20 protein-coding genes are annotated in these 12,292 nt (G+C 42.6%); 9 read left to right on the top strand and 11 right to left on the bottom strand.

Annotated features, from left to right (window positions below; all coding sequences use genetic code 11):
* Positions 1 to 254 precede the first annotated feature (254 nt).
* Positions 255 to 605 carry a hypothetical protein gene (locus tag Q7T66_RS04915; RefSeq protein WP_304932194.1) on the top strand — a complete coding sequence of 117 codons (351 nt, stop codon included), beginning with the start codon at positions 255 to 257 and terminating at the stop codon, positions 603 to 605.
* Positions 606 to 626: 21 nt separating this feature from the next.
* On the opposite strand, the gene Q7T66_RS04910 is transcribed toward Q7T66_RS04915, so the two are convergent.
* Positions 627 to 911 carry a hypothetical protein gene (locus tag Q7T66_RS04910; RefSeq protein WP_304932193.1) on the bottom strand — a complete coding sequence of 95 codons (285 nt, stop codon included), beginning with the start codon at positions 909 to 911 and terminating at the stop codon, positions 627 to 629.
* Positions 912 to 928: 17 nt separating this feature from the next.
* Entirely contained in the window at positions 929 to 1,234 is a 306-nt protein-coding gene (locus Q7T66_RS04905; RefSeq protein WP_304932192.1) for a helix-turn-helix domain-containing protein, read from the bottom strand.
* A gap of 93 nt (positions 1,235 to 1,327) precedes the next feature.
* Here Q7T66_RS04905 and Q7T66_RS04900 point away from each other — a divergent pair, with 93 nt between their 5' ends.
* The 3 genes from Q7T66_RS04900 (at position 1,328) to Q7T66_RS04890 (ending at position 2,393) form a co-directional block, all read left to right on the top strand.
* Positions 1,328 to 1,576 (top strand): hypothetical protein, encoded by a 249-nt coding sequence (locus tag Q7T66_RS04900; RefSeq protein ID WP_304932191.1) that lies wholly within the window; start codon positions 1,328 to 1,330, stop codon positions 1,574 to 1,576.
* Positions 1,573 to 1,977, top strand: coding sequence for a hypothetical protein (locus tag Q7T66_RS04895; RefSeq protein ID WP_304932190.1), 405 nt, complete (start codon positions 1,573 to 1,575; stop codon positions 1,975 to 1,977). The genes Q7T66_RS04900 and Q7T66_RS04895 overlap by 4 nt, the downstream gene beginning before the upstream one ends.
* Before the next feature lie 77 nt (positions 1,978 to 2,054).
* Positions 2,055 to 2,393, top strand: a complete 339-nt coding sequence (locus tag Q7T66_RS04890; protein ID WP_304932189.1) for a hypothetical protein — start codon at positions 2,055 to 2,057, stop codon at positions 2,391 to 2,393.
* A 9-nt stretch (positions 2,394 to 2,402) separates the two neighbouring features.
* Here the strand turns inward: Q7T66_RS04890 and Q7T66_RS04885 are convergent, their stop codons facing one another.
* Together Q7T66_RS04885 and Q7T66_RS04880 are read right to left on the bottom strand one after the other, a co-directional pair.
* Positions 2,403 to 2,930 carry a hypothetical protein gene (locus tag Q7T66_RS04885; protein WP_304932188.1) on the bottom strand — a complete coding sequence of 176 codons (528 nt, stop codon included), beginning with the start codon at positions 2,928 to 2,930 and terminating at the stop codon, positions 2,403 to 2,405.
* A 16-nt stretch (positions 2,931 to 2,946) separates the two neighbouring features.
* Positions 2,947 to 3,576, bottom strand: a complete 630-nt coding sequence (locus Q7T66_RS04880) for an SOS response-associated peptidase family protein (RefSeq protein ID WP_304932186.1) — start codon at positions 3,574 to 3,576, stop codon at positions 2,947 to 2,949.
* Between the two features lie 159 nt (positions 3,577 to 3,735).
* On the opposite strand from Q7T66_RS04880, the gene Q7T66_RS04875 reads away from it, so the two are divergent.
* On the top strand, positions 3,736 to 4,197 hold the full coding sequence (locus tag Q7T66_RS04875) for a LexA family transcriptional regulator (RefSeq protein WP_304932185.1): 462 nt from the start codon (positions 3,736 to 3,738) through the stop codon (positions 4,195 to 4,197).
* A gap of 4 nt (positions 4,198 to 4,201) precedes the next feature.
* Complete coding sequence (locus tag Q7T66_RS04870) at positions 4,202 to 5,473, top strand: Y-family DNA polymerase (protein ID WP_304932184.1); 1,272 nt, start codon at positions 4,202 to 4,204, stop codon at positions 5,471 to 5,473.
* Positions 5,474 to 5,534: 61 nt separating this feature from the next.
* Here Q7T66_RS04870 and Q7T66_RS04865 read toward each other — a convergent pair whose 3' ends face one another.
* From Q7T66_RS04865 to Q7T66_RS04845, 5 genes are all read right to left on the bottom strand, one after another.
* Positions 5,535 to 6,107, bottom strand: a complete 573-nt coding sequence (locus tag Q7T66_RS04865; protein WP_304932183.1) for a hypothetical protein — start codon at positions 6,105 to 6,107, stop codon at positions 5,535 to 5,537.
* 454 nt (positions 6,108 to 6,561) lie between these two features.
* Positions 6,562 to 7,089: a hypothetical protein gene (locus Q7T66_RS04860; RefSeq protein ID WP_304932182.1), complete on the bottom strand. Its 528-nt coding sequence runs from the start codon at positions 7,087 to 7,089 to the stop codon at positions 6,562 to 6,564.
* 190 nt (positions 7,090 to 7,279) lie between these two features.
* A complete protein-coding gene (locus Q7T66_RS04855; RefSeq protein ID WP_304932181.1) occupies positions 7,280 to 7,738 on the bottom strand; it encodes a thermonuclease family protein in 459 nt (152 codons plus the stop codon).
* Positions 7,738 to 8,139, bottom strand: a complete 402-nt coding sequence (locus tag Q7T66_RS04850; RefSeq protein WP_304932180.1) for a surface-adhesin E family protein — start codon at positions 8,137 to 8,139, stop codon at positions 7,738 to 7,740. Before Q7T66_RS04850 ends, Q7T66_RS04855 begins: the two co-directional genes overlap by 1 nt.
* Before the next feature lie 24 nt (positions 8,140 to 8,163).
* Positions 8,164 to 8,397 (bottom strand): hypothetical protein, encoded by a 234-nt coding sequence (locus tag Q7T66_RS04845; RefSeq protein WP_304932179.1) that lies wholly within the window; start codon positions 8,395 to 8,397, stop codon positions 8,164 to 8,166.
* Between the two features lie 169 nt (positions 8,398 to 8,566).
* Here Q7T66_RS04845 and Q7T66_RS04840 point away from each other — a divergent pair, with 169 nt between their 5' ends.
* Positions 8,567 to 9,370, top strand: a complete 804-nt coding sequence (locus tag Q7T66_RS04840) for a hypothetical protein (protein WP_304932178.1) — start codon at positions 8,567 to 8,569, stop codon at positions 9,368 to 9,370.
* A gap of 119 nt (positions 9,371 to 9,489) precedes the next feature.
* Here Q7T66_RS04840 and Q7T66_RS04835 read toward each other — a convergent pair whose 3' ends face one another.
* Positions 9,490 to 9,819 carry a multidrug efflux SMR transporter gene (locus tag Q7T66_RS04835; protein WP_304932177.1) on the bottom strand — a complete coding sequence of 110 codons (330 nt, stop codon included), beginning with the start codon at positions 9,817 to 9,819 and terminating at the stop codon, positions 9,490 to 9,492.
* Between the two features lie 465 nt (positions 9,820 to 10,284).
* Between Q7T66_RS04835 and Q7T66_RS04830 the strand changes: the two genes are divergently transcribed.
* Together Q7T66_RS04830 and Q7T66_RS04825 are read left to right on the top strand one after the other, a co-directional pair.
* Complete coding sequence (locus Q7T66_RS04830; RefSeq protein WP_304932176.1) at positions 10,285 to 10,539, top strand: hypothetical protein; 255 nt, start codon at positions 10,285 to 10,287, stop codon at positions 10,537 to 10,539.
* 9 nt (positions 10,540 to 10,548) lie between these two features.
* Positions 10,549 to 11,298, top strand: a complete 750-nt coding sequence (locus Q7T66_RS04825; RefSeq protein ID WP_304932175.1) for a hypothetical protein — start codon at positions 10,549 to 10,551, stop codon at positions 11,296 to 11,298.
* A gap of 68 nt (positions 11,299 to 11,366) precedes the next feature.
* Here Q7T66_RS04825 and Q7T66_RS04820 read toward each other — a convergent pair whose 3' ends face one another.
* The gene (locus tag Q7T66_RS04820; RefSeq protein ID WP_304932174.1) at positions 11,367 to 12,275 is read right to left on the bottom strand and encodes a hypothetical protein; all 909 of its coding nucleotides are present in this window, start codon (positions 12,273 to 12,275) and stop codon (positions 11,367 to 11,369) included.
* Positions 12,276 to 12,292: the final 17 nt, after the last annotated feature.

Raw genomic sequence — 12,292 nt, 5'->3', positions numbered from 1 at the left:
GAATAAAGCCTGCATTCGTAATCTTGCGTATACTTCGTGTTATTCCAATTCGCTTGTTGTCCTTGCAGCTACTTCTCAGTGCAGATAAAGGTTCTTCAATTTTTCGCTAGCTCGTCAGTCGTAATGAAACCAACTATCACTCCTTCGCGCCGTATCTCTGTTGCTCCAATGATGGACTGGAAAGAATAACTAGTATTCATGAGGGTTTTATGCTGGTCGTGAGCAATTCGTGAGCAGTGACTAGAGGAGTAATTATGGAAGCACTGCCAGATGAGCTTCTGTTTGATGATGAAAGCAAAGCGATAGCAGAGTCGGACTTGGGAGCTGTGATTACAGCATTTGAAAATGGCGGTGAGGGCTTGCCTGAAATTGAGTATATCCAGATAGCCTGTGAGTTACTTATGGTTATGGCAGGACAGGTTAACCATAAGATCGGCAATCAAATTCTAGACGAGCTACATAACCGCAAAGGCGTTACCTATTCTCGTGTAGCTCTTCACATTCCTGCATTTCTCAAAGATATGGATAGCCACATTGAGGCAGCTCGAGACAAGAGAAGTAAGCAAATCGAATATCAGAACAATCCTCCTGACATTCCTTTTTGATGCATACGTATAGATGATGCTTCAATAGAATTTGTAGAATCGCTTTTTATCCTTCTGGTACATCTTAAAAGCTAATATCCAAAAGCTGATGAGACAGAACCATGCTGCCTTGTCATATTTTCTTAAAATCTTATCTCTGAAAAAATCCGAATAAGGAGCCATCATTCCCTGTAGCTGGAAATTCTCTAGCTGATACCAGCCAGTTAGCAAAATTACGAGAAATCCAACTACACCCAGCATAAATGCCAACTGCGTTTTACGAGAGTAAGCCAAAATCATCAATACATCATCAATCCAATCTTTCATCGTATTCCTCATATTCACTAAGTGGCTTTTATCTGCTCGATAAAAGCAGCAATCTTTTTTCTCCTCGTTTGATTCATGCCGTAAATTGATACCAGTAGCGAAGCTATTTCATCGTCTTGCTCATAAAAATACGAGACTGGGAGATTTAGAGCTTTTGCAATTCGCTCTACTACCGACACGTCCGGTATATGCTTTTCGCGTTCATATTGATTCATGCGCGCACTCGCAGACATTTCATCAATTCCGGCAAGTACGCCTAGCCTCTCTTGCGAGATTCCTTCAGCCTTCCGAGCTTCTTTCAGACGTTTAGCAATCACCGACATTCTTAGTCCTCCAAAACTAAGATCGTCGTAGGATTCAGTTGACGCCACACTAAGGAATGCTTAGTATCGCCAAATTATCAAACGGAGATATGAATGCGCTCATTAATATGTTTTGGACTGTTTTTTACCTTGTGTGGCTGTGCTGCACCTCAACCAAAGATGCTTACTAAGAACGTATCCGATTCTGAGGCAGCTCAAGATAATGCAGCGTGCAAGATGCAATCAATGATGAACAGTTCTGCGGACTGGGAATATCGAGGAACAATGTTTGAAGGGGCTGCAATCCAGATGAAGCAAAACAAAATCATGGAGCTTTGTTTGCAGTCCAAAGGATATAAATGAAAATCAGCGGAATCATTCTACTTATAGCCGGTTTGATGCTGGGTCTTTATGCTCTAACAATGGAGGTAGGCGTCGATATCCCTGCTAAGGATTACGGTTACGGAGTTTCAACGCCAGCAACGAAAGTAGCAAATTTAAGCCTCATGAATGAACGTCAAAATCTATTGATTTTCTCAGGAGTCATTTCCATAGTCGGATCGATTCTCTTGGGCTTTGGGTTTTCTAATACCAAAGTCAACACACAAAATGATGTCAAAGAAATCGGTGAAGAACCTGTCTCCAAACCGAAAATAGTAAGGTCATACGTGCCCGTCTCGACAGTAACAATTTGCCCTCATTGCAGGAAAATGGAAACAGGTGAAGTGTCTGAATGTTCAGGATGTGGTGCGGTTTTTAGTTAACGTTTTTATCAAACTAGTTGATATTCAATGCATTAATCTCTCTGCTATCCTTCTGTTTAAATGCACGGAGAGAGCAAATGAAAACGACCAAGGAAGTCTTAAAAACCAATTTACCTGCGGTTCAGCTGATTCACTGTGATTCATGCGAGAAATCTACTGGTCACAAGGTGGTAGCTTCACACGAAGCAAGAACGGTGTTTGAGAACGATGATCGACTTGAAATCGCTATGCAGATAATCCGCTGCGAAACTTGCGAAACTGTTTCATTTCGTGAGCTGTACGCAAGCCGTGGATTTCATGAAGAAAACTCTAAGGGTGTATGGGTTGATCCTGTCACAGAGAGACTTTATTCTCGAACAGAAATAGCCACTACTAGAAGATTGAGTGCTGACGAATCAACCGGAATTTTCGACTGAGCTACATATTCATCTTCCGGTTTGCAGCTGATTCTGAGTTTTCAAAACACGCACTCCTTCTGCTGCCCTGTCGTATGCAGGAGTAAGAAGCGTATCGATATCTTCTGCAGAAGCAGCTCCCGAACCAACATCCCCGCGATTTATACGAATTGTTTCGATCATCACGGCTTTACAGCCTGCGTTTAGAGCATTTGCGCACTCAGGATTTGAGCGTATCAAAGTTGCCAAACGTTCAATCGACTCTTTGTTGGAAAAGGTGAGGTTGCGCATTTGATCGAATAATAATTTCACATTCATTAATTCGACCGGGCCGTCTTGTTGATGCCATTTGAACGACTCAACCATAACTAAATCACGTTGTTTTTGTCTCTCTCCGTATTGAGTAACTAGTCCACTTGATACTGATCCGAGTATTGCTCCGATAATTCCACAAATGCCTCCAATTATTATTGCTCTATTTGGGGATTTATTATTCGATGTACGTTTTTTCCAAAATTTTTTCGGGTGCATTGACTTAAGAGGTATCTCTGGTTTCATATTTTAATTTTAGGTCTTAGATTTCTAATTGTTTTTGCTGAGTCGGTTTCGGGGCTGGCTCTGAAACCATAAAAGCAGGCGGATATAGCTGAAAGAATGATCGAGCTTCTTCAGGATTTCTGCAACCCAGCCAAGCATCCCATTCTGCCTCGGGGATAATAATCAGTGATCGCTTCTCGTCATTCGAGCGGTGAAATTGATTCATAAACGGGTGGTCGTCTGCATTCATGGTGAGCTGCGTGAATGACATATCTACCGTGCCGTCTGGATTTGACCATTCTTTCCACAGACCTGCCACGCCAAACGGCCTACCGTCTGCTAAACCAATCTTGTGCCTGACGTGCACCGTGTCTTCCTCAAGCCACATAGGTTCGTAGAAGTGCATGCAGGGTACTAGGCACAGCTTTCCCTCCCGCCATTGCTTGCTGTAACTGCGCTTCTCGCCAACCGTTTCAACACGGGCATTCATTGTGGACATTCTCTTAACTTGAGGCGGCTTCCGTTTCTGAGGAACGATGCCGTATGACGCAACCCGTGTATGCCTTGCAGAACCATCTCCCAAAATGATCGGTGCTAGATAGTCCTGCCATACCTCTTGAGGCCATTCGGGTTGATCGACTACCGGAGCAGTAAATGTCTCAACCATTGTGTCGGGCGTTGGAGCACGGAAACTGATGCACATTTGGAATCCTGTTTGTTATTCGCTAAGCAATCATTGCACAGGTTATGAAAATATATCTGTGCGCTAACCTTGCCAAGGCTCTAATCGACTGTCTATACTGGCTGTATAAATACACAGTTCAAAATGATAACATTTACCGCAAAAGCAGAGCCTTTACTATCGCAATTCGTCAGAGCTGCGATTGACCCGCCAGTGGTGCGGCGTCCTCTTGCGTTATGTCCAGTGCCTGCAGGCTTTGCATCTCCAGCTCGTGATTACAAAGGCAAAAGTCTCGATTTAAACGAACTTCTGATTCGGAATAGCCCTGCTACTTTCTTCTGGAATGTCAGCGGATTTTCCATGAGGGATGAAGGGATTAATGATGGCGACATTGTTGTAGTTGATCGCTCGGTCGAAGCAAAGCACGGGCATATCGTTGTTGCGGAAATTAATGGGGAAGTGACAGTTAAGAAGCTCTACAAGAGAGGCCGTGTGGTTGAACTACGACCTGCAAATCCTGACTTTCAACCTATCTGTTTCAAAGATGGTGATGAGCTAATTATTTGGGGCGTTGTCACGTCTGTAATCCACATTTTTAAATCGTAATGTCATGTTTGCCCTTGTTGACGTAAACAATTTTTACTGCAGTTGTGAACGAGTATTCAATCCAAAACTTGGAAAAGTACCGCTCGTAGTTCTATCAAATAACGATGGCTGTGCTGTAGCGAGATCGAATGAAGCTAAGGCACTTGGCATAAAGATGGGCGCACCGTGGTTCCAAATGAGAGACCTCGCTAAGAAGCACGGCATTATTGCGCTTTCGTCTAATTACACCCTCTATGGCGATATGTCGGACAGAGTTATGCAAATCCTCAGAGGATATGCGCCTCAAGTAGAAGTTTATTCAATAGATGAGAGCTTCCTCCAGCTGGAAGGATTAGAGGGCTTGTGGCCTTCCTATACGGAGCTAGGACAGCATATGCGTCAACGGATAAGAATGTGGACGGGTTTGCCTGTCTGTGCGGGTATAGCCCCTTCTAAGACCCTTGCTAAGCTTTCTAATCATCTCGCAAAGAAAAATGAAGAATTCAATGGCGTTTGTGATTTCAATGCGTTAAGTGATGCAGACATTCAACGTTATTTTTCTAAGCTAGATGTAGGCGAGGTATGGGGCATTGGTAGGCGCTTGCAGGTTCAATTGATAGGGCTAGGCATAGAGACAGTGCAGGACTTGCGCTCAGCGAGTCCTAAGCGGCTCCGTGATCGTTTTGGCGTTGTTATGGAGCGGACGGTTAACGAGCTGCAGGGGATGTCCTGCTTAGCTATTGAGGAAGTCGCACCGTTACGCAAACAAATTATCTCCTCAAGATCGTTTGGAGAAATGGTTACTACGTATCGAGGTTTACGGGAAGCAGTCTCAACTTACGCAACGACAGCAGCAGAAGGGCTTCGCAACGAGGCCAGCGTTTGCAATATGGTGAATGTATTCGTTGAAACAAATCGATTCCGAGAGCAGGACAAGCAATACAGCAACAGCATTACGATTCCATTGACAGAAGCGACTAACGACACAAGAAGACTTGTAGCAGCAGCTTTGTTTGGACTGCGAAGGATTTACCAAAGGGGCTATTCGTATAAGAAGGCAGGGATAGTTTTGATGGAGCTATCCTCAGCAGCCGTTCGCCAGCAATTGCTATTCCGAGATGAAGACCCTCGATCTGCAAAGTTAATGCTGGCTATGGATGCTTTGAATAGCTGTTATGGAAGAAACACAGTCAGCCTTGCATCATCCGGTATTGATAAACAATGGTCTGCGAGGTTCGAGCACTGCACTCCCCACTACACGACCGATTGGAATCAGATTCCGACTGCTATGGCTTGATGCTCTGATTCTTTTCTGTGGTGAGCACGTTCTTGCAGTGAAAAACAAATGCTAAAGAAAGTTAGGAAGGTTTTACAGCGTGCTTTTTCAAGATTGAGTCAAAGTGCTCATCATCCAATCGTTTTTTCTCTGCGTCGTCCGATTCACGTCTTTTGGAACTTTGGAGATCGTTAATAAGCTGGGCATCAACTTTTTCAAACTCAGCTTTATTATTCAAAAGATTTTCTTGAACTACATCAAACTCTTTTAAAACTTCGTCGGGTGATATACCTAATTTCTTCCCGTATTGAAGCGCAATCTCTTTAAATGCTTTCTGACTCAGCATCCACTGAGCCATTAACTCTTGCTGCTTTTCATATGTTTGTTTGAACTTGCCATTCTTTTTCGCTATATCGAGCATTGGTCCGCACAAAAGCTTTTCATAAGCTTCAACTTCTTCTTTCAATTTACGTTCAGTATTTGACGTACCTTGGCTGTTTCGTAGCTCGACACTTAGTCGCTGAATCTCATTTTGTTGATCGCTAATACGAACAGCTTGTTGAGCGTCAATGTTGTGTTGATCAACCCGTGCTCGGCTTGCAGCGTCATCCTGATTAATTAAATGTGCAGCTAAAAAAGTTTTTTCAATGCTCATAACATTCCTCGATTGGGATTTGGATGTCAGTCAACGGACAAGTTTATGCAGTGTAAGTAAATTGCAGATTCAAGCCAATAACGTTAGAGAAAATCTTTGGTTGACACAAGGCAACTTTATTCACCACTATACATTGGTAAAAACTTACATGAAATTGGATAACTTCCGAACTAAGTTTGCGAGAAAATTAATCGTGTAGAATAAAGACAGAGCAGAGGAAACTCGCTCGGGTTTTACACTTACCACTATAGGTCTGGTGATACCCTCTTAAATTAGCCTGCCTCCGTAATGGACGCGGGCGTTTTTGTGTCTGTTCAATTCACTACTATCTTCACTACAAACCCGCTTCTGCCAATAATTCAGACGGCTTGCATTCCAATGAAACTGATATGCGTGCGATGTCCAGAGTTGCGTTTCATTCGCCTCGCACAATTGATCCGGAGAATGCATTTACTTACTGGAAGTTAAATTGATTGGTAGCTGTATGTGGCTTTTTGCCCTTCGGCCTATCCTGCAAATAAAAAATCAACACAGCCGACTCCGCGTCACCTTGAGTAATTTGAAGTGTGAGACGATAAAAACCAAAGGCGATGTAAGTAGGATGTATCGCCGCTCCATGCCCATTCGAGACCTTAATATCTGCGTTATAGAAATCAATATCCTCGTCACTGATTCTGAAAAGAATTTCTCTGACGTTAGGATGTCCTTGAGGGGTGAAGTATTTCACATCGTTGAGATAGGGAATACCCCAAGAAGGCGGATTATCCTCTCGCCTGCTAATTACTCCTGGCACGTTAAAGTCAGCAAAGATTTGATCTTCAAATGCTTGCGCTATAGCATTTGTTGACCAGTTTGCAGGGGCGGAATCTTTTTTAGATATTTTGTAGAAATGCTTTGAGACGATATAACTCAACAATCCACCAAACGCGGCACCGATTGCCGCTCCAACCAATAAATTAGCCCAATCTAAATTGATAACCATAAATAAATCCTAAATATAAAAAGGGCTTATCGTCCTTGTTCGTCTCTTGGGAAACCAATCTCATAAACATGGACAATAAAAACCGCCGAAGCGGATGGAGTTTCCTAATATTAGGAAAGGGCGTAAAAAAGCCCTGCGCGGAAGATCATCGAAATCCTTAATCGGAGCTTTGCAATCGATTGCAAACTACCTACCGCATGGGCACTTTCTGCGCCTTCCGCCACTCCCAAGGAGACAGGGGATGCGGATCAGCCCACAAGCCTAACCCGGTCAGCTTAGCCGCTTGCTGCAACGCTGGCAGGTTGGAGTCCTTATTGTATTTCGGGTACACCCAAGCCATGCCTAACGCTACCTGAACCTTGTGGACCTGTGCGCCGTCACAGAAGACGACCGCGACCGTGCGCTTATATTTATCGATAGTCTCGGTCACATATTTCGCATCTTTGCCCCAGCACAGCTTAGATAGCGATTCCTTTGACCGTTGACCGAATGGCTGCTTCTTTTCTGGCGCGTCTATATTGGCTAGCCTTATCTTCAGCGGTTTCTGATCGACCAATAGCGTCATTGTGTCACCGTCAGCAATGGTTACAACCTGATGGGCATGGGCAGCAATTGATAAAAAGAAGAGACTTAGAAGGGTAATTTTCATTACAAATTTTTGCCGCAGACGAAAATGAAAATTTGCTCGCCTACGGTGTCCGGTATCACCTCATCAAAACTAGATGCAACTATAGGGTACTTGGACGAGGCGATTGTTTCGCCTTGACCTTCAAAGCCTGCATACATTGTAAATTGAGCTCGAGCTGACGACCGTTCTGTGCAGTTGAAATGCATAAGGACTTTTGATGAACGTGGGCCGGAAGTCTTACTAACCTCCTCAATGTCCGTCCACATAATCCAAGCTTTGCGCGTGGCTTTAAGTTTGACGATAGAAGACAAATCTACATACGCATAAGCGGTGTTACTTTGGCCTACAAGCCTCCAGTCTGCAGCTTGCGCATTCGACACGCCAAATCCGAAGGCAACTAAAAAAACAGCAAATATTTTCATTATTTTCTTTCTTAGAGGAAGATATTATTTTTCACGGTTGTCTTTCCATGCCGCCCCATTAATTCCACAGTTTCGTTCTAAGCCAGCAAAACTATCTTCCGCCGAATGAATGCGAGCACGGTAACTATCGATGACGACCTGCACATATGCACGACAGTTCACTGGCAAGCCTGATTTTTTACCATATACAGCCTCGGAATTGTCGTCGGTGCAGCCAGCCATCAACAAAACTACTGAAAGATACATTATGGCTTTCATAAACCGTCCCCTAAAGTACATCATTAGACCCTATATCAAAGAAGCCTCATCCCATATTCATGGGATATTGTCCATGAAGAGAGTCGGTGATACTCCTTCGCAGTGAGAAATCCACAGCCAAATACTAACTAGATTTCATGACTAATAAATCGACTTGTTGGGAGAAAAAATGTTTGTACTGGAGATGGAGTTTTCAGTCGCGGAGATAATGGATGTTGTATTAAGCGGGAATCCAGCATTTTCTTGGAAGGGTCTACCCAATAAAAAAGAGCTTGGGAATTTTTATAAAACTTTCTCGGTTGTGCCGAATAACATTGGGCCAACGGAAAAATTATTTTTCAGAAGATACACATTTGGGAAAACGGCCCGCGATGACATAAAAGGTCCGGTGCACCAAGCCACGCATTTTCATATACCGCTATTTAATTGTGAATCCATAGTGGCAGGGGAGTATGTGACAGGATTTCCGTTAGAGGTAGCTAGTGGTAGTCAGCGAGGTTTAGTGAATTTTGGACAGTTTACTGGATTGCAAAATGGTGATGTCGGCCCCTTTGTAGTGCTCTCAGAGTCACCTGTTTTTACTTCTGATAGTTCACAAAATGAAGATATTTATAGAGTCGAAGCAGCTCCTATTTCATTCCCAACAAGCGTACCGAAGGATGTCATGCAGCTGATAAAAACTGGACACCAGTTAGTTTGGATGCCGGCCTACAGCAAGTTTTACCCCTTTAAAATTCACTTTTTATACAATTCCAAACTGTACTTCAGCAAAACGATTGGTAACAACAACATTAGATATAGGGCTCTTTATTATGCAGAACCGATGTTGCCAATAAAAGATGGCGACACGTATTCCGGCAAAGGTCTCGTCCTAGGTTTTGGTGTCAGTTCAGACTTGGGTAAGAATGCTCGAGGCCTCGGTGTCATTTCAACATTTGATCCAGAATCTGTTTCATTTGAACCATCTGCCTAATCTCGATTTATCGAATTACCGAATATTTGCGCAGCTAGGCGTGCGGATATGGCCAGAAGCGGACACTTCACACACATTCTTGGACTACGCGGGGCTACCTCAAAGGTGGCGCGAATCCATTAATGGCCCGTTTTGGAAAATACGTTCATTACAACTACCCCAGCAATGATGAGGCTCATGCCTACTAATGCAGGCGCATCAAGCTTTTGTCCAAATAATATCCATCCAGCGAGTGTAATTAGAACGATGCCGACACCGGACCAGATTGCATAAGCAATTCCAATCGGGATTGTTTTTAAGGTTAGAGAAAGAAAATAAAATGCGACTCCATATCCAAGCACAACAATGATAGAGGGCATAACCCTTGTAAACCCTTCGCTCGCTTTCATTGCCGATGTTGCGATAGTTTCAGCAGCTATTGCTATGCCTAACATGAGCCATTGATTCATTTTATTTCTCCTAAGTGAAGTCGGAGTATGCAATGTTCTCTATGGCCCGAACAGTCTAGGCAAAATCGAAATAATCGTAGCAAACTACCCAAGATTACGACTTTATCGAGTCGCTTAGGGTCGGAAGGAGACGTTCGCGATCGGCCAATCGCTGACACCTACCAAGTGATCCGGAGCCATAGAGTGCTATTTGAACGCGGATATATGATGAATGTAACGTAGGCGAAGGTGAAAGGAGTGACTGGGAATTTCATTACGAAATGAATGAGCAGGGCTTCAGCGCTGACGAAATCGCTGATGCTGCAGCTTGCGGATATCCGCCGTATGAGTCGCAATATATTGACAGAGACTGGGTTGAATCTCAGCTTGATGATGCGCCAGAAGATAAAACTATACTGAAGAATGCAAGCAACATAATTATTAGAACTTTCGAGTGAAGATTAAGAATGAAACAGGGGGTTTCCTTTGGGCTCAGTTAATATCAACGATGATGATTTCTATACAAATAGTTTTTTTACATTCAATCCTGCACTTCAACCAAATGAATTATTTGTACAAGAGTTCACAACTGATCAGCCAATCAAACCAACATTCTTTTTAAGAGGTGCAGCAATGCCTAAGAATTCACCAAATATCCAATACTTTGATTATATGGAATACAAAAGAGCTGTAGAAGCCATTGAAAGAGAAGAGAAATTACTCTCTAAATTAAAAAGTTAAAAGAACATCATGGGAATATTTGGCTCACTATTTGGTAAAAAAAAGGTGACTCAGGAAGAAGAACCTTCCATTACGATCAATGAAGTAAATGCTGTGCATGAAATATATAAGAGGGTATTTCATGAGGAGATGAAAAATGTCGAGGGCATATCTGAATCAGACAAGGCTGACATTCTCTGCATAATTAATGGTTGTGAGGGTGGATTTCCTAACTTAGGTGGATATCACAAGCGTGTTTATGAGAGCTATTTCAAAGGCAAATCATGGACATGGACTTGGTATGAAAAATGGGCTGAACGATTTGCTGAATTCGGAAGATATCCAACTGGATTCTTTGTGAAGCAAGTTTTGACAAAAGATTTTGTCTATGACTTACTCACAGTAGCTGAATACAAAAACGCGCTTACAAACAAAGGTATTGCATTCACTTCAAAACATAAGAAACAAGATCTTATTGAATTAGTTAAACAGAATTTGAAGATTGAAGATCTGCCACTTATTGCTCAGAGGCTTTCTGAGCATAGTGAGAAAGAAAAGTATGAACTCTATTCAATCCTCATGCGAACAATCAATTTTAGAAGTAATCACATTCATACATCGATTAGGTGTGCAAAAGCTGGAATCAAAAATGTGAAGCTAATGCAAACGCATGATGATCACAAAGTATTTAGTGATATGGCCATAAAAGAAAATCCTAGAGCTATTCCACCACTCTACCCTTGTGATCTCACATGGCTGAAACCAGAAATTAATTTTTAACTCAAATATTTAAATAAAAGAGAAACCATGTGGGCAAATACGGTAGATAAGATATAAGGTTGTCGTGGTCAGCGTTCTTGATCTAATAATGTTTTTGATACACCTCTTTTTAATAACTCTTTATCTTTAACACTATTAATCATTGAAAGATTAAAGCCGGTAACTGCATACAACAAAATTCCTCGAAGACCGCCATCACTTCCATGCATGCTTTCGATTTTTTCTTCATACGTTTCAATGTAAGCCTGAAGATTTTTTAAATCAATTCGCGCAACATAGTCATCTGAGGCAATCTGTTGTTCTTGTAATTGATTCGGCAAGCGGAACCATATATTTCGCGTTATCTCCGTTAGCGATTGAATGGATTTTTCTAACATTAAAGTAGCAAGGGGCAGTCCCGAAATAATTGCCGCATGTCGTCCGCCAAAACGATGAGCCTCAACAGACATTGCGGAAAGACGATCACGGGTTACTAAATATTGTGGAGTTTGATCAATTATCTGCTGTAACTGGAACGTTGTTTCCGAAGTGACGCCATTTAATTTATATCCCTCAACAGCTCTGATCACCGCCTTAGCAAAAATGCTTAGCTCGCAGGTTAACCGAGACGCTTCGTTAAAAAAATTTTCGATATCGTAAGCCGCCTCAACCCTCAGTTTTGCGAGGACTTCTCCTTTCCAGCTATTAGTAGCGGCATGAAATGTAATTAAGAATCCGATGATGGTGAGAAGAGAGGTTGCTACACCTGTCTTGAATTCCTTATCGAGTGAGTCGAACCACATTATCAGTTCAGCGAACGTATAGGGTGGGGAATCAGAAAAGTAGAAGGCGAAAACGTAGATGGTGGAAACCAGTAGTAATACGCCACGCGGATTAGTAAAAAGATATCGGATAAAAAGAAGTACCGGCATTCCCCAAAAAAAGAGCGCAGAAAAAACATTTGGGGAGATATAACGAAGTAAAAAATTGGCGAACATGCACTTCCCTTCAACTT

It is taken from the genome of Herminiimonas sp. (genome assembly GCF_030655415.1).
This window is presented reverse-complemented; position numbering and strand designations above follow the sequence as displayed.